Source organism: Mesorhizobium sp. WSM4976 (assembly GCF_029625685.1).
GTDB lineage: Bacteria > Pseudomonadota > Alphaproteobacteria > Rhizobiales > Rhizobiaceae > Mesorhizobium.
In genome coordinates, this window is the sequence record NZ_JARTVT010000001.1 from 144,410 (window position 1) to 160,319 (window position 15,910).

General features: G+C 63.7%; 13 protein-coding genes. 5 read left to right on the forward strand and 8 right to left on the reverse strand.

The features are described 5' to 3' along the window. Positions 1-54: 54 nt before the first annotated feature. On the reverse strand, positions 55-1,050 hold the full coding sequence (gene rhaS / locus P9272_RS00675; protein WP_128259637.1) for a rhamnose ABC transporter substrate-binding protein: 996 nt from the start codon (positions 1,048-1,050) through the stop codon (positions 55-57). A 54-nt stretch (positions 1,051-1,104) separates the two neighbouring features. Further along, positions 1,105-1,914, reverse strand: a complete 810-nt coding sequence (locus P9272_RS00680) for a DeoR/GlpR family DNA-binding transcription regulator (RefSeq protein ID WP_128259638.1) — start codon at positions 1,912-1,914, stop codon at positions 1,105-1,107. Positions 1,915-2,104: 190 nt separating this feature from the next. Here P9272_RS00680 and P9272_RS00685 point away from each other — a divergent pair, with 190 nt between their 5' ends. The 3 genes from P9272_RS00685 (at position 2,105) to ggt (ending at position 7,436) form a co-directional block, all read left to right on the forward strand. Then, a complete protein-coding gene (locus P9272_RS00685) occupies positions 2,105-4,207 on the forward strand; it encodes a bifunctional rhamnulose-1-phosphate aldolase/short-chain dehydrogenase (protein ID WP_278158066.1) in 2,103 nt (700 codons plus the stop codon). A 97-nt stretch (positions 4,208-4,304) separates the two neighbouring features. Further along, complete coding sequence (gene rhaI, locus P9272_RS00690) at positions 4,305-5,597, forward strand: L-rhamnose catabolism isomerase (protein ID WP_278158068.1); 1,293 nt, start codon at positions 4,305-4,307, stop codon at positions 5,595-5,597. 99 nt (positions 5,598-5,696) lie between these two features. Then, positions 5,697-7,436: a gamma-glutamyltransferase gene (ggt, locus tag P9272_RS00695; protein WP_278158070.1), complete on the forward strand. Its 1,740-nt coding sequence runs from the start codon at positions 5,697-5,699 to the stop codon at positions 7,434-7,436. Here ggt and P9272_RS00700 read toward each other — a convergent pair. The 3 genes from P9272_RS00700 to P9272_RS00710 all read right to left on the reverse strand — a co-directional run bounded on the left by P9272_RS00700 (position 7,433) and on the right by P9272_RS00710 (position 11,157). Further along, a complete protein-coding gene (locus tag P9272_RS00700; RefSeq protein WP_128259642.1) occupies positions 7,433-7,777 on the reverse strand; it encodes a hypothetical protein in 345 nt (114 codons plus the stop codon). The two genes, ggt and P9272_RS00700, sit on opposite strands and share 4 nt — an antisense overlap. A gap of 162 nt (positions 7,778-7,939) precedes the next feature. Next, positions 7,940-9,295, reverse strand: coding sequence for a sigma-54 dependent transcriptional regulator (locus tag P9272_RS00705; RefSeq protein WP_278158073.1), 1,356 nt, complete (start codon positions 9,293-9,295; stop codon positions 7,940-7,942). Next, positions 9,292-11,157, reverse strand: coding sequence for an ATP-binding protein (locus P9272_RS00710; RefSeq protein WP_278158075.1), 1,866 nt, complete (start codon positions 11,155-11,157; stop codon positions 9,292-9,294). The genes P9272_RS00705 and P9272_RS00710 overlap by 4 nt, the downstream gene beginning before the upstream one ends. Positions 11,158-11,394: 237 nt before the next feature. Here P9272_RS00710 and P9272_RS00715 point away from each other — a divergent pair, with 237 nt between their 5' ends. Together P9272_RS00715 and P9272_RS00720 are read left to right on the forward strand one after the other, a co-directional pair. Then, entirely contained in the window at positions 11,395-12,732 is a 1,338-nt protein-coding gene (locus tag P9272_RS00715) for a dicarboxylate/amino acid:cation symporter (protein WP_278158077.1), read from the forward strand. Between the two features lie 131 nt (positions 12,733-12,863). Beyond that, positions 12,864-13,445, forward strand: coding sequence for a histidine phosphatase family protein (locus P9272_RS00720; RefSeq protein WP_128259646.1), 582 nt, complete (start codon positions 12,864-12,866; stop codon positions 13,443-13,445). A 58-nt stretch (positions 13,446-13,503) separates the two neighbouring features. Here the strand turns inward: P9272_RS00720 and P9272_RS00725 are convergent, their stop codons facing one another. The 3 genes from P9272_RS00725 to P9272_RS00735 form a co-directional block, all read right to left on the reverse strand. Beyond that, positions 13,504-14,247 carry a pseudouridine synthase gene (locus P9272_RS00725; RefSeq protein WP_278158079.1) on the reverse strand — a complete coding sequence of 248 codons (744 nt, stop codon included), beginning with the start codon at positions 14,245-14,247 and terminating at the stop codon, positions 13,504-13,506. Between the two features lie 95 nt (positions 14,248-14,342). After that, positions 14,343-14,825 carry a hypothetical protein gene (locus P9272_RS00730; RefSeq protein ID WP_278158081.1) on the reverse strand — a complete coding sequence of 161 codons (483 nt, stop codon included), beginning with the start codon at positions 14,823-14,825 and terminating at the stop codon, positions 14,343-14,345. 128 nt (positions 14,826-14,953) lie between these two features. Further along, positions 14,954-15,394: a hypothetical protein gene (locus P9272_RS00735; RefSeq protein WP_278158083.1), complete on the reverse strand. Its 441-nt coding sequence runs from the start codon at positions 15,392-15,394 to the stop codon at positions 14,954-14,956. Positions 15,395-15,910 lie beyond the last annotated feature (516 nt).

Sequence of the window (15,910 nt, forward strand, 5' to 3'; positions counted from 1 at the left end):
GTTTGAAGATGTGGCGGGACATTGTCCCGCCACATGAGCTTGAAGTCGACAGGATCAATAGATCTTGGAGAACTTCTCGATGTTGGTCTTGTCGAACTGGAAGGGCGGAGCCATCGCGGCCGAGTTGGTATCGTCGAGCGTCACCTTGCCGACGCGGCCGATCGACAGCGTTGCGCCGGGCTTGGCCTTTTCCTTCTTCACCGCCAGGTCATGGGCGAGGTAGATCGCCGAGTAGCCGAGATCGATCGGATTCCATAGCGCGACAGCCTGCGAAGCGCCGTTGTCGATGAACTTCTTGAACTCGGACGGCAGCGCCAGTCCGGTGACATTCACCTTGCCGATGAGGTTCTCGTCGGTGACGACCTGCGCGGCGGCGACGACGCCGACGGTGGTCGGCGCGATGATCGCCTTGAGGTTCGGATAGGACTTCAAGAGACCCTTGGCTTCGTCGGTGCTCTTGGCCGAGTCGTCATCGCCGTAGACAGTGGCGACCAGCTTGATCTTCGGGAACTTCTTCGGCAGCACCTTCTTGGCCGCTTCGATCCAGGCGTTCTGGTTGGTCGCCGTCGAGGAGGCCGACAGAATTGCGACGTCGCCGCCTTCCGGCAGGTAGTCGGCGGCGAGCTTGATGATCGTCTCGCCTATCAAATTGGTGTCGGACGGGTTGAGGTGGAGCTGGCGGCCTTCCTTGGCGACGCCGGAGTCCCATGAGATCACGGTGATGCCGCGTTGCATCGCCTTCTTCAGCACCGGCACCAGCGCGTCGGCATCATTGGCCGAAACCGCGATGGCGTTGACCTTCTGCGCGATCAGCGAGTTTATCACTTCGATCTGCGCCTCGGCGGTAGCCTTGGTCGGGCCGGTGTAGATGACGTCGACGTCGCCCAGTTCCTTGGCCGCTTCCTCGGCGCCCTTGTTCGCGGCGTCGAAGAAGCCGTTGCCGAGCGACTTCACCACCAGCGCGATCTTGACGTTCTCGGCATAGGCGGCATTCACGAACATGGCGGCGGAAAAGGCCGCCGTAACCAGCAGTTTCTTCAAAAAGCTCATCGAATATCCTCCCTTGAGCGTTGCATTCCATCGCCGCTGCGGGCGCGAGTTCCCTCAGGCCTGCAGTGAAGATTCTTCCTTGTCGCTTGACTGTCTGCGGGCGACGATCAGCGCCACACCCGCTGTTTCGAGCATCTTGGCCTCCCGGTCCTCGATGCCGTCGTCGGTGATCACGGTCGCGATGCGCGACAGCCCGCACAGGATCAGGCTTGAGCGCATCCGGAATTTCGAGGAATCGACGAGCACCACCAATTCGTCGGCCTGGTCGATCAGCTTCTGCTCGGCCTGGATCAGCAGCGGATCGCCTTCCATCAGCCCGAGCGGCCCCAACCCTTGCGCCCCCATGAACATGCGCCGCGCATAGAAGTTGCGGGTCACGTCATTGTCGAAGGGCGACAGGATGATGTTCTGCTCGCGGTAGATCGTGCCGCCCGACAGCATCACCGTGTTCTTCGAATGCTTGAGCAGATGCTCGGCGATCGGGAAGGAATTGGTGAAGATCGGCATGCGGCGTCCGGTCAGGAAATGCACCATCTGGAAGGTGGTGGTGCCGCCATTGATGATGATCGGTTCGCCGTCCGTGCAAAGATTGACCGCTTCCCGCGCAATCGCCCGTTTCTGAGCGGCGTTCAGCGTCTCGTTGACCGAGAAGGGCCGGCCGGCAAGGCCGATGAATTGCGGCGGCGAGATCGCCTCGGCGCCGCCGCGCACCCTGCGCAGGCGCTTCTGCACATGGAGCGCCGCGATGTCGCGCCGGATCGTCGCTTCGGAGGAGTCCGTCAGCTCGACCATCTCCTGCACCGTCACCACAGGCTTTTCCTGGACGGCGGACAGAATGATCCTGTGGCGTTCTTTTTCGTGCATGGTTCCTCCCTGCCCAGGCATCAGGCCTTAGAAAACGCGCAGTGTCAATCATTTCCGATCATATATTTTCATTGTGCAGTGCAATATGATCGATATTGATCGTTTGTGATTGACAAGCGGGGCGCTAGCGTAGACATTTCCCCAGCAAGAAACGAGGGGCGCGGAGTTCGCGCTCCAAGGGAGGATACCTATGCTCGACAAGCGCTCCGGCTCGCGCCTCGCCAATCTGTGGGACGATGCGAAAGCCGAAGGGATGAGCGGTCCCGAGCTACTGGTCTATCGCTCGAACACACTGGGCTCCGACAAGCGCGTCACCAATTACGGCGGCGGCAACACATCATCCAAGGTCTGGCAGAAGGATCCGCTGACCGGCGAGCAAGTGGAAGTCCTGTGGGTGAAGGGCTCGGGCGGCGACAGCGCCTCGATCAAGCTCGACGGTTTCGCCACCCTCTACATGGACAAGCTGCGCGCCATCAAGGGGCTCTATCGCGGCGTCGCGCATGAGGACGAGATGGTGGGCTATCTGCCCCACTGCACCTTCAACCTCAATCCGCGCGCGGCCTCGATCGACACGCCGCTGCACGCTTACGTGCCGAAGGCTTGCGTCGATCACATGCATCCCGATGCTATCATCGCGGTCGCGGCCGCCAAGGATTCCAAGGCGATCACCAAGGAAATCTTCGGCGATGCGATCGGCTGGCTGCCATGGAAGCGGCCCGGCTTCGAGCTTGGCCTGTGGCTGGAGAAATTCTGCCTCGACAACCCCGAAGCCAAGGGCGTGGTGCTTGAAAGCCATGGCCTGTTCACCTGGGGTGACACCCCTAAGGAATGCTACGAGACGACCATCTCGGTGATCAACCAGGCAATCGAGTGGTTCGAGCGCCGGTCGGAAGGCGTGGCTATCTTCGGTGGCGAGGCGGTGCAATCGCTCGATGCCCCGGCGCGGCGCGCCATCGCCGCAAAGCTGATGCCGCGGATTCGCGGCCTGATTTCGGAAAAAAGCCACAAGCTCGGCCATTTCGACGACCAGCCCGCCGTGCTCGAATTCGTCAATTCCAAGGATTTGCGGCCGCTGGCGGCGCTCGGCACCTCATGCCCGGATCACTTCCTCCGAACCAAGATCCGGCCGCTGGTGATCGAGTTCGATCCGGCAAAGCCCGATATCGACGCCGTCATTGCGCGGCTCGCCGACGACATTGCTGAATACCGCGTCGGCTACCAGGCCTATTACGACGCCTGCAAGCATACGGATTCGCCGGCCATCCGCGATCCGAACGCGGTCGTCTACCTGATGCCCGGCGTCGGCATGTTCACCTTCGCCGGCGACAAGGCGACGGCGCGTATCTCGGGTGAATTCTACGTCAATGCCATCAATGTCATGCGCGGCGCCTCGACGGTTTCCTCCTATGTCGGCCTGCCGGCGCAGGAAGCCTTCGACATCGAATATTGGCAGCTCGAGGAAGCCAAGCTGCAGCGCCTGCCGAAGCCGAAGGCTCTGGCCGGCCAGATCGCCTTGGTCACCGGCGGCGCCGGCGGCATCGGCCGCGCCACCGCCAACCGGCTGCTGCGCGAAGGCGCCTGCGTGGTGCTGGCCGATATCGACGAGGGGGCGCTCGCCAGCGCTAATGAAGAGCTCTCGAAAGCCTACGGCAAGGATTTCGTCCGTCCGGTGCGTATCGACGTCACTTCGGAGGACCAGGTGCTTTCCGGTTTCGCCGAAACGGCGGTCGAGTTCGGCGGCATCGACATCCTGGTCTCCAATGCCGGCCTGGCATCCTCGGCGCCGATCGAGGAAACGACACTGGCCTTGTGGAACAAGAATATGGACATCCTGTCCACCGGCTATTTCCTGGTTTCGCGCGAGGCCTTTCGGCTGTTCCGCGCCCAGAACATCGGCGGCAACGTCGTTTTTGTCGCCTCGAAGAACGGGCTCGCCGCCTCGCCGAATGCGTCCGCTTACTGCACGGCAAAGGCGGCCGAGATCCATCTGGCCCGCTGCCTCGCGCTGGAGGGGGCGGAGGCGCAGATCAGGGTTAACGTGGTCAATCCGGACGCGGTTCTGCGCGGCTCCAAGATCTGGACCGGCGAATGGAAGGAACAGCGCGCCGCCGCCTACAAGATGTCGACGGACGATCTCGAGGAGCATTACCGCTCGCGCTCCATGCTGAAGCGCTCGGTCTTCCCGGAGGACATCGCCGAGGCGATTTACTTCTTCGCCTCCGACATGTCCGCCAAATCGACCGGCAACATCGTCAACGTCGACGCCGGCAACGCGCAGAGTTTTACGCGCTAGGTGCCCTTTTCCTTTTCCCCGTCTCTATACGGGGAGAAGGTGCCGGCAGGCGGATGTGGGGCAGCGCCAGCCGAACGTATTCTTGGGAGGAACCGCAGTGTCCGAAACCATCATCTCCGCCGATCTCGTCGCAAGCCACAACGCCGCGCGCCGCCCCGACCTCGAGCGCGACTATGCCGCCCTCGGCGAACGCCTCGATCGCCGCGGCCTCGCCATCGACGCCATCCTCGGCAAGGTGGAAAAATTCGGCGTGGCGATCCCGTCCTGGGGCGTCGGCACGGGCGGCACACGCTTTGCCCGTTTCCCCGGCCCCGGTGAGCCGCGCGACATTTTCGATAAGATCGAGGATTGCGCCGTCATCAGCCAGCTCACGCAGGCGACGCCGACCGTCTCGCTGCATATCCCGTGGGACAAGGCCGACCCGAACCGGCTGAAACAGGCGGCGGCCCGCTTTGGCCTCGGCTTCGATGCCATGAACTCCAACACCTTCTCGGACGCAAAGGACCAGAAGCTTTCCTACAAGTTCGGCTCGCTGTCGCATGCTGATGCCGGCACGCGCCGGCAGGCGGTCGAGCACAATCTCGAATGCATCGAGATCGGCAGGACGCTCGGCTCGAAGGCGCTGACGGTGTGGATCGGCGACGGCTCAAACTTCCCCGGCCAGGTCAATTTTGCAAAAGCGTTCGAGCGCTATCTCGACGCCATGCGCGAGATCTATGCCGGCCTGCCGGATGACTGGCGGCTGTTCACCGAGCACAAGATGTATGAGCCGGCCTTCTATTCGACGGTCGTGCAGGACTGGGGCACCAACTACATCATCGCCAGGGAGCTCGGCGACAAGGCCTTCTGCCTTGTCGACCTCGGTCATCACGCCCCCAACGTCAACATCGAGATGATCGTGTCGCGGCTGATCCAGTTCGGCAAGCTGGGAGGCTTCCACTTCAACGATTCCAAATATGGCGACGACGACCTCGATGCCGGGTCGATCGATCCCTACCGGCTGTTCCTTGTCTTCAATGAGCTGGTCGATGCCGAGCTTTCGGGCGCGGATGGCTTCAACCCGGCGCATATGCTCGACCAGAGCCACAATGTCACCGATCCGATCGAGAGCCTGATGATGTCGGCGGTCGAGGTGCAGCGCGCCTATGCGCAGGCTCTGCTGGTCGACCGCAAGGCGCTGGCAGGCTTCCAGGAGGCCAATGATGCGCTGATGGCAACGCAGACGCTGAAAGCCGCCTATCGCACCGATGTCGAGCCGATCCTTGCCATGGCGCGGCTGCGGACCGGTGGCGCCATCGATCCTGTCGCCGCCTATCGCGAGGCGGGTTACCGTGCGAAGGTCGCGGCGGAGCGGCCGGCTGTTGCGAGTGGCGGCGGCGGTATCGTCTGACAGGCAGATACCCGATTTGATCTGGTCCAGCGCCGTTGGCGGTGGACAAGCCGGACGACAGGGTCTTTCCTGGGAGTCCCCAACGCCAGGAGCACCGCCATGCCCTTGACCCGTCGGACACTGATCGGCGTCACTCTTTCGCTCGCAATTACCCTCAGTTCCTCGACGATCGCGTTCGCCGCCTCGCCCGCTCCCGCCAAGGGCGAGCATGGCATGGTGGTGACGGCCCAGCATCTCGCCACCGAAGTCGGCGTCGATGTGCTGAAGAAGGGCGGCAACGCTGTCGATGCCGCCGTCGCGGTCGGCTATGCGCTGGCCGTCGTCTATCCCAACGCCGGCAATATCGGCGGCGGCGGCTTCATGACCGTGCGCCTGAAGGACGGCCGTACGACCTTCCTCGATTTCCGCGAACGCGCGCCGCTTGCAGCCACAAGGACCATGTATCTCGACAAGAACGGCAAGCCGATCAAGGGCGCCAGCCTTGACGGCTATCTCGCGGTCGGTGTGCCGGGTTCGGTCGCCGGCTTCGAGATGGCGCGCGAGAAATACGGCACGCTTTCGAGGCAGGATCTGATGGCGCCGGCGATCGCCTATGCCAAGGACGGCTTCGTCCTCAACCAAGGCGACGCGACTTCCTTCGCAGACAGCGCCGACCGGTTGGGAAAGGACCCGGCAGCCGCGACCATCTTCCTGAAGAAAGACGGCAAGCCTTACGGCGTCGGCGAGAAGCTCGTTCAGCCGGACCTCGCCGCCTCGCTGTCGGCGATCTCTGAAAAGGGGCCGGACGCCTTCTACAAGGGCGCCATTGCGGACGCCATCGTCAAGGCGAGCGGCGCCAAGGGCGGCATCCTCGCCAAGGGCGATCTCGAGCAATATGCGGTGCGCGAGCTTAAGCCGGTGACCTGCTCCTATCGCGGCTACGAGATCATCTCCTCGCCGCCGCCAAGCTCGGGCGGCGTCATCATCTGCGAAATCCTCAACGTGCTCGAAGGTTACCCTTTGTCCTATCTCGGCGCCGGATCAGCCGAGACGGTCCATGTCATGGTCGAGGCGATGCGCCATGCCTATGTAGACCGCAACTCGGCGCTGGGCGATCCGGATTTCGTCGACAATCCGGTCTCGAAGCTGCTCGACAAGGCCTATGCCAAGGACATCCGAGAAAAGATCGATCCGTTCCGCGCCGGCGTCTCGAAGGACCTGATGCCGAAAGGTTTCGGCGAGTCGAAGGAAACCACCCATTATTCGATCATCGACAAGGACGGCAACGCGGTCGCGGTCACCTACACGTTGAACGGCTCCTTCGGAGCCGGCGTGGTTGCCGATGGCACCGGCATCCTGCTCAACAACGAGATGGACGATTTCACGCAGAAGCCCGGGGTGCCGAACCTCTATGGGCTGGTGCAGGGCGAGGCGAACGCCATCCAGCCGAGGAAGACGCCTCTATCCTCGATGAGTCCGACGATCGTGACCAAGGACGGCAAGCCATTCATGGTCATCGGCAGCCCGGGCGGTTCGCGCATTATCACCATCACGCTGGAGGCGATCCTCAACGTGATCGATCACGGCATGGACATTCAGCAGGCGGTCGACGCACCGCGCGTCCACCATCAATGGCTGCCGGATACGGTCTATGTCGAGCCTTTCGGGCTTTCGCCGGACACGGAGCGGCTGCTTGCCGGTATGGGCTACCATCTCGACCTGAGTGACGAGACCTGGGGGCGGGCGGCCGGCATCCTTGTCGGCGGGAAAAGCCTGGCGGAGATCGAGAAGGGCGGCGGCGCCCGCTACAACGGCGCCATCGACAGCCGCGCGGCCGCCGGCGAGGCGCTAGGCTATTAGACCACCAGCGTGATGGTCGAAGCGATCAGCATCACGGCGGCGATGGCGACGAACAGCGCATAGATGCGCGGCCGGTCCAGCAGCAGCGCATTGCCGGAAATCCAGGCCGCCGTGGCGCCGCCGAGCGCGAAGAGGAAGCCGTTGCGGTGGCCGAAGGACATGGAGGCGGCCATCAGGCCGCCGATGATCAGCGCGCCGAACACGATGATGACGGCGACCGCGTATTTCTCGAAATCATTGCCGCCGCCCATCACCGGCCCCATCGCGTTGAGATTGGGCAGGTCGTCCGGATCGAAAGGGTTGGCCGAGCCGTATTCGTCTTGACCGAGGGATTCGCGCATTATTCATTCTCCGCAGGGCGGCAACAAATCATCAACGCCCGCTAAGCGCAACCCGGCAAAGCCATCGCGGCGACGCGTTCATTGGACGGCTGGTGCCAACGTGCCACGGTTCTCCGGGCAAGCTAAACGGCCGGAGATTGGATCGGGTTCCACAAGCTTGATCTATCTGGAAAAATCGCTGCGCACGATACCGTGTCGCTGCAACTTATCGTAGAAGGTCTTGCGTGGAATGCCGAGCGCCTCGATGGTGCGGCGGACGTCGCCTTCATTGCGACCAAGTGTCTCGCGGATGATGTCGGCCTCGTAGCGATCGAGCCGTTCGGGCAACGGTATGGCGGCGTCGCTCTCCATTGCCGCCGGGAAAGGCGTTTCGGCAACGTCCTCAAGCCCAAGCACGAAGCGTTCGGCGAAATGGGCGAGTTCGCGCACATTGCCCGGCCAGTCATGCTCCCGCAGGTGCCGCTGGACCGCAGTGGACGTCGCCGGCACAGCGCGGCGAAAGCGGGCGGCGGCGCGCTCAGCAAAATAGCCGAACAGCAGCGGCACGTCATCCCGGCGCTCGCGCAGCGGAGGGATCGAAAGCGTCACCACATTGAGCCGGTAATAGAGGTCCTCGCGGAAAGCGCCGCGCTGGCTGGCATTGCCGAGGTCGACCTTGGCGGCGGCCACGACGCGCAAATCGACTGGCCGGATTTCATTGGTGCCGAGCGGCGTCACCTCGCGCATTTCGAGCACGCGCAGCATCTGCACCTGCGTCGAGGCCGGCATGCTTTCGATCTCGTCGAGGAACAATGTGCCGCCGCTCGAATGCTCGATGCGGCCGACGCGCTTCTTCTGCGCGCCGGTGAAGGCGCCGGCCTCATGGCCGAACAGCTCGCTTTCGATGACCGTCTCCGGCAGCGTGCCGCAATTGAGCGCGACGAAATTGCCCTTGGCGCGGCGGCTCCAGCGATGCAGCAGGTTCGCCACCACCTCCTTGCCCGAGCCCGTCTCGCCGGTCACCAGCACGTCGACATCGGTGTCGGCGATCTGCCTCAGCGTGCGGCGCAGTCGCTCCATTGCCGGCGTCTGGCCGATCAGCGGCAATCCCTCCTGCGCCTGCTCGGCCGCCTCGCGCAAGGCGCGGTTTTCCATCACCAGCCGGCGTTTCTCGGCGGCGCGGGCAACGCTCTGTGCCAGCCGGTCTGCGGCGAAGGGCTTGGTGATGAAGTCGTAGGCGCCGTCCTTGATCGCCTTGACGGCCATTGCGATATCGCCGTGCCCGGTGACCAGGATGACGGGTATATCGGGGTCGAGATGGAAGACGCGGTCGAAAAGCTGCAGTCCGTCGATCTCCGGCATGCGGATGTCCGACACCAGCACGCCGTCGAAATTCCGGTCGAGTGCCGCCAGCGCTTCGCTCGCCACCGAATAGGCCAACACCGCAAAGCCGGCAAGCTCCAGCGTCTGCCCTGTCGCCTTGAGCAGGTCCCTGTCGTCATCGATCAGGATCACGGGTGCGGGATCGTCCTTCGTCATGCGGCACCGGCTTTCGACAGGTGGATCGTAAAGCGTGTTCCCTGATCACCGCTCGTCACCTCGATGTGGCCGCCATAATCGGCGACGATGTCCTTGGAGATGACCAGGCCGAGGCCCAGGCCCTTTTCTTTCGAGGTGTTGAAGGGCGTGAACAGTGATTTCAGGATCGCGGGGGGGATGCCCGGCCCGTTATCCGAGACCGTGAGCGTCACGTCATCATCCTTCTCGGCCGCCGCAACTTCGACCCGTGCGCCGTCGCGGCCATCAAGCGCTTCCAGCGCGTTCTGGAACAGGTTGATCAGCACCTGTTCCAGCCGCAGCCGGTTGCCCATTACTTTCAGCGCCGGCGGCGGCGGCGTGATCGCCAGCGCGTCCAGCCGGCCGGCGAAGCGGCTCCTGAGCAGCACGACTGCGCCCTCGATCACGCTGCGCAATTCCACGGGCTCTGCCGCCGTGCGGCCCTTGCGGGCGAAGGCCTTCAGCTCCTCGGTGATGGTTCCGATGCGCTCGGTCAGTGCGGCGATGGCGCCAAGATTCTCCTCGGCTGAGGCGCTCTGCTTGCGCTCCAGGAACACGCGCGCATTGTCGGCATAGGCGCGGATGGTCGCCACCGGCTGGTTGATCTCATGCGCGACGCCGGCGGCGACCTGGCCAAGGGTTGCAAGCCGGTTGGCTTGCACCAGCTCCTGCTGCATGACCTGCAGCTTCGCCTCGGTGCTTCGATGGTCGGCGATCTCGGCCTGCAGCCGGTCGCGCGCCCGGCTCAGATCCTGCGTGCGCTCGACGACGCGGCGCTCCAGCTCGGCGCGCGCGGCTTGTTCGGCGGCAATCCGCATCTGGGCGGACTGCCGGCGCCAAAGCAGATAGGCGGCCAAAGCGATGAGCGGCACAAGGACGCCCAGCACCAGGAGCCGCATTTCGCGCTGCGCGGCGGCGATCGGCGCTTCGGCTGGAACAAGATAGTCGAGCCGCCACGACGTCGACGGCACCGCGGTTGAAAGCCGCAGATACTCCGCGTCGCTGCTTCCAGGCGTAAGGGCATGAACCAGCGCGACGTCGCTGGAGAGCGCCTCCGGCCTCGTGATCGGCAAAGGCACCAGGGGCGCATCGCCGAATTGCTGGCTGGCGCGGATTTCGGCGAGCACCGGCCGGCTGAGCGGTTCCGTCGTCAGGAAGCGCCAGGAGGGCACGCTTGTGATCAGCACCACGCCATGCGCGTCGCTGACAAAGGCCGGCCGGTTCGCCTCGTGCCAGTCGGCTTCGAGCTGGTCGAATTCCATCTTGACCACGACGACGCCGAGCGGCCCCGAGGCGCCGTCGACTCGCCGCGAGATGTATAGCCCGGGACGCTTGCTGACATTGCCGAGTGCGAAATATTCGGCGGTGCCGGTCTGCATCGCGCCTGAGAAATAGGCGCGGAAGCTGTAGTCGCTGCCGACGAAGCTCACCGGTTCGCGCCAGTTGCTGGAGGCGATCGCAAAACCATCGGTGCCGGTGACGTAGAGCACCGAGGCCTTGGTGCCGGAAACCAGCCCTTCCAGCTTGCGGTTGAGCATGTCGATCGAGGCAGGGCTTCGCTGGGTCAACGCGTCGTGTACCTGCTGGTCCTCCGACAGGAGCAGAGGCAGCGCGCGCGGATTTTCCAGCACCGCGCGCAGCAGAGCGACCTTGAGGTTTGCGTCGGTGCGTCCTTGCGTGGTTAAAGCCTCGATCTCCGTCGAACGGCCATAAAGGCCGGCGCCATAAAGCGCTGCCGCGATGATCGCCATAGCCACCGCCGTAAACAGCAGCCAGGCGCGCTGGGCTCGCCCGGCAAGCAGTTCGGGCGTCGAGGCAAGGGCAGCGGCAGGGCGTTGCAGCATGCCGCATTTGTGCATGTTTTCGCACAAAACACAATTCGACCTATGCGGATAACCGCACGGAAACTCTTGAGGGTGCCTGCCTTCAGTTCAAAAAAGTCAACAAAATCAGAGTTAAGAGGCTGCCGGCGCCATCTGGCACGCCCGTTGCAACTAGGTCCGTAGCAGCCGCGAGGCTGTGGAGGTCAACAGCCCCCTGGGAGGTCGAGCGTCTCGATCGGGGGCCGAACGGAGGATATGATGCAGACAGCAATCGCTGCCGCCGAACCGCGCGGCAAGGTTCCCTTTTACCGGCATCTCTATGTGCAGGTCCTGGTGGCGATCGCCGCCGGCATCCTGCTCGGCCATTTCTATCCCGATCTGGGCGCTTCGCTGAAGCCGCTTGGCGATGCCTTTATCAAGTTGGTCAAGATGGTCATCGCGCCGGTGATCTTCCTCACCGTGGCGACCGGTATCGCGGGCGTCTCCGACCTGCACAAGGTCGGCCGAGTCGCTGGCAAGGCGATGATCTATTTCCTTGTCTTCTCAACATTGGCGCTGATCGTCGGCCTCGTTGTGTCGAACGTCATCCAGCCCGGCGCCGGCATGCACATAAACCCCGCGACCCTCGACGCCTCGAAGGTCTCGACCTTCACTGAGAAGGCGCATGACACGACCATCGTCGGCTTCCTGATGAACATCATCCCAGACACCATCACCGGTGCCTTTGCGCAGGGCGACATTCTGCAGGTGCTGTTCTTCTCGGTGCTGTTCGGCATTGCGCTGGCGCTCGTCGGCGAGCGTGGCCGCCCTGTGGTCGATTTCCTGCAGGCCTTGACCGCGCCGATCTTCCGCCTCGTCGCCATCCTGATGAAGGCGGCGCCCGTCGGCGCGTTCGGTGCCATGGCCTTCACCGTCGGCAAGTACGGCATCGGCACGATCGCCAATCTCGCCTTCCTGATCGGCACCTTCTACCTGACGTCGCTGCTCTTCGTGCTCGTCGTCCTCGGCGCGGTCGCATGGTACAACGGCTTCTCCATCCTGGCGCTGATCCGCTACATCAAGGAGGAACTGTTGCTTGTGCTAGGGACCTCTTCGTCCGAGGCGGCACTTCCCGGCCTAATGGCCAAGATGGAGCGTGCCGGCTGCAACCGCTCGGTGGTCGGCCTGGTCATCCCGACCGGTTATTCCTTCAACCTCGACGGCACCAACATTTACATGACACTGGCCGCGCTGTTCATCGCCCAGGCGACCGACACGCCGCTCACCTTCGGCGACCAGATCCTGCTTCTGCTCGTCGCCATGCTGAGCTCGAAGGGTGCTGCCGGCATCACCGGCGCCGGCTTCATCACACTGGCCGCCACGCTCTCGGTCGTGCCCTCGGTGCCGGTCGCCGGCATGGCGCTGATCCTCGGCGTCGACCGCTTCATGTCGGAATGCCGTGCGCTGACGAACTTCGTCGGCAATGCGGTGGCGACCATCGTCGTGGCGCGCTGGGAAGGCGAGCTCGACCAGAAGCAATTCGCCGCCGCCATGGCTGGCCAGTTGCCGGAAGAGGCGGACCTCGCGCTGTCCGGCGGCCTGCTGCCGGCGGAGTGACAGGCAACTTCAGGCATCCCTTCCGAACCTGTGCAGGCTGCGGCTCAGCCGCGGCCTGTTCTTTTTGCCGGCCGCCGCATAGGGTGAGCGAGCCGGATTCTCGGCGAATTATTCAGCCGAGAGGGCGTTCTATGAGCGGTGCGTTCCCCGAAATCTACGCGGTCCGCCACGGCGAGACCGAATGGAGCGCCTCGGGCAGGCACACTGGCCGCACCGACATTCCGCTGACGGTGAAAGGCGAGGAGGCCGCACGCGGTCTTGTCGACCGTTTTGAGGGTCTGACGTTCCAGGCGATCTGGTCGAGCCCCTCGCAGCGCGCCTTCGATACCTGCCGCCTCGCTGGCTTCGGCGAGGACGCAATCAAGAAGTCGGACCTGCAGGAATGGGATTATGGCGCTTACGAGGGCATGACGACCAAGGAGATCCTGTCGAAGCGCCCCGGCTGGCAATTGTTTCGCGACGGCTGTCCTGACGGGGAGACGGCGGCCGATGTCGGCGCCCGCGCCGATGCCGTCATCGCCGGGCTTCGCGCGGTTGCCGGCAATGTGCTCATCTTCTCCAGCTCGCATTTCCTGCGTGTTCTCGCGGCGCGCTGGGTCGGCCTGCCGCCGGAAGGCGGCGAGCATTTCGTCCTCGATACCGCGAGCCTCAGCATCCTGGGCTACGAGCATGACCTGACCGAGCCGGTCATCCGGCGCTGGAACCAGAAGTAGCGAGCGCGGGCTCTCCCTCATCCGGCCGCTGCGCGGGTGAGGAGAAGTGCGTGACGCATCAAGTTGCCAAGGTCGCCAACTCGTCGCTTGTCAGGTGCCGCGCCTTGCCCTTGGCAAGCTCGCCGAGCTGAAGGCCGCCGATGGCCACCCTGATCAGCCTCAGCACCTCGATGTCGAAAGCGCCGAGCAGCCTGCGGATCTGCCGATAGCGCCCTTCGTCGAGCACGATCTCCAGCCAGGCCGTCCGCCCGCCGCTGCGCAGCAGCGCGATCGAGCTTGCCGTGAGCAACTCGCCGTCGACGACAGAGCCCTGGCGAAAGCGCTCGAGCATTTCCTCGTCAGGCACTGAAGCGATCTGCACGTGATAGGTCTTGGCGACATGCGAGGCGGGGTCGAGAAGGCGGTTCGCCCAGCGCGTGTCATTGCTCAGCAAAAGCAGGCCTTCGCTTGCCTTGTCGAGGCGCCCGACGGGAGCCACGAAAGGCAGGTCGAGCCCTCCCAGGCAGTCATAGACGGTGCCGCGGCCTTCGGGATCGTCGCGGGTGGTGACCAGCCCGCGGGGCTTGTTGAGCATCAGATAGACCTTGCGCTGGGCAACGACGCGCTGGCCGTCGACGGTGATGCGGTCGCGGTCTGGATCGATGCGCAGCAAGGCATCGCGCGCGGTCTTGCCGTTTACCTGCACGCGCCCGTCCGCGACGAGGCGCTCGGCCTGCGTGCGCGAGCAAAAGCCAAGCTTGGACAGGGCTCGGGCGAGGCTGACCTTCGGGGTTGCGGATCGTCGGTCGGGTTGGCGTGCCACTGTCTTTGTCTTCAATCGTCTCAAAACGCCGCAACCGATGCCACGCCTGGCGAGATCGGCGCAAGCGGCTCCGTCACCTCTCTCGGGTCGCCAATTCACTCCTGCGGCGCGCTCAGCCGCCGGTAGGAGACGCCGTCGAATGTTGCCGTCACGAAGCTTTTGACCGACATCGTGCGCTTGCGTCCGTCGCTGCAGGCATAGAGCGGCCAGCCGGCTTCGCTGCATTCGCTGGCCATGCAGATGCGGGCGACGCAGTTGCCCGTGGTCAGGCGAAAGCCGCCCTTGCCGGCAAAGCCCTGCAGCAGGCTGCCGTCCGCCGAGCGCCATGTCCGTTGCTGGAATTCTGGCCGCAGCAGCCGGGGCTCGAGCGGCGCGGCCAAACCGGCCTGGATCGCGGCGCTCGAATACTGAAGCCGATAGCGCGCCATGCCGGTCGTGTATGCGGTGACAAGATCGGATTGGCCCGAATAGGCTGTCGCGAGATCAGTTCGGTCGAAAAGATGAGACGCGCGCGGCTCCGCCCCTGACAGTCTCGTCAGGGCAGCGATGACGACAAGGGCCAGGCAGACGCGCAACATCCCGATTTCCAGCAGCCATACCCATGCGGCGCCGGGTTGCCCGGCTGCCTGTGCGTACAATCTTTCCAATCGGATTTTCGCGCAAGCCGCCCTGTATTCGAGAGGTGCAGGGAATGACCTCGTTTTCGTCAGCTATTGGCGGCCGGTGGCAGCTCGAACAGGTGGGCGCCGTTCTCCCGCCCTCGGTCGACATAGCCGATCACACGGAACCATTTCGCCACGTCCGGCCTGTCCAGCCAGCTGCGCGAATGTATGGGGAGGTTGCCGGCAAGCGCCTGGACATGGCGGATGTGCCGCTTGCAGAAGCGAACCGTCGAGGCGTTGAAGAAATCCTCCCGCGCCGCGAACAGCGTATCCGCGGCATCCGCACGTTCATGCCAGGCGATGATCGCCACTGCCCTGTCGTCCTGGACGAGCGCATGCGCCCGGCCTTCCTTCAGGTTCATCATCAGATTGTCATAGGCGCTTTTGGTGTCCTTGCCGGCAGCCACATATTCGTCCGACATTCGCCTGGACAGGCCGTGGAAAACATCTTCCAGGTCTCCGACCGTCGCCGCGCGTGCTCTCATTTCTCCTCCTGAAAGCCCAATAGCAGTTTGCCTCAGGGAAGTAGGATCACCAAGGGAACTGAATCCTCATTCTGGTCATATCACGAAATCTCATTCTGCGTGGATGGGTTCGGTCCCTGGTTGCGCTCGCATATAAGCATCGGCTTGAGATTGGATTTCCGCTGTCGGAGACTGGTCGCCTTCTGGGCCGGCTCCGGCCACATCGTCCCTAGGCGGCTATGATCGACCTGATTGAAGCATATACGAGGCGGCCTTCGTTCCGCAGCGGCGGGATGACGGGTTCGCATGGGCTGAGGTCGACGGGCTCTATGCGTTGCTGCGGCACCTGCCCGTGCCAGCCCTTGCAGCTACTGGCGCCCAATGACCGGTGTCGAGATGTCGGCGAAAGGCGTATCGTTGAATTCGTCGACGGCCTGCCATAAAAGGCGCAAGTTCTCGACCGGCTTGAGGAGTTCCGGACGCGATCGCAGGCTGTCGGCGAAAGGTCGGTCCGGTCTGACCACAACGTTTGGGGAC

Coding starts and splice junctions, on each gene's coding strand:
- P9272_RS00715 (WP_278158077.1), top strand. CDS start 11,395: ATGCAGACAGCAATCGCTGCCGCCGAACCGCGCGGCAAGGTTCCCTTT.
- P9272_RS00705 (WP_278158073.1), bottom strand. CDS start 9,295: ATGACGAAGGACGATCCCGCACCCGTGATCCTGATCGATGACGACAGG.
- P9272_RS00710 (WP_278158075.1), bottom strand. CDS start 11,157: ATGCTGCAACGCCCTGCCGCTGCCCTTGCCTCGACGCCCGAACTGCTT.
- P9272_RS00700 (WP_128259642.1), bottom strand. CDS start 7,777: ATGCGCGAATCCCTCGGTCAAGACGAATACGGCTCGGCCAACCCTTTC.
- P9272_RS00735 (WP_278158083.1), bottom strand. CDS start 15,394: ATGAGAGCACGCGCGGCGACGGTCGGAGACCTGGAAGATGTTTTCCAC.
- rhaS (WP_128259637.1), bottom strand. CDS start 1,050: ATGAGCTTTTTGAAGAAACTGCTGGTTACGGCGGCCTTTTCCGCCGCC.
- ggt (WP_278158070.1), top strand. CDS start 5,697: ATGCCCTTGACCCGTCGGACACTGATCGGCGTCACTCTTTCGCTCGCA.
- P9272_RS00680 (WP_128259638.1), bottom strand. CDS start 1,914: ATGCACGAAAAAGAACGCCACAGGATCATTCTGTCCGCCGTCCAGGAA.
- P9272_RS00730 (WP_278158081.1), bottom strand. CDS start 14,825: ATGTTGCGCGTCTGCCTGGCCCTTGTCGTCATCGCTGCCCTGACGAGA.
- P9272_RS00685 (WP_278158066.1), top strand. CDS start 2,105: ATGCTCGACAAGCGCTCCGGCTCGCGCCTCGCCAATCTGTGGGACGAT.
- P9272_RS00720 (WP_128259646.1), top strand. CDS start 12,864: ATGAGCGGTGCGTTCCCCGAAATCTACGCGGTCCGCCACGGCGAGACC.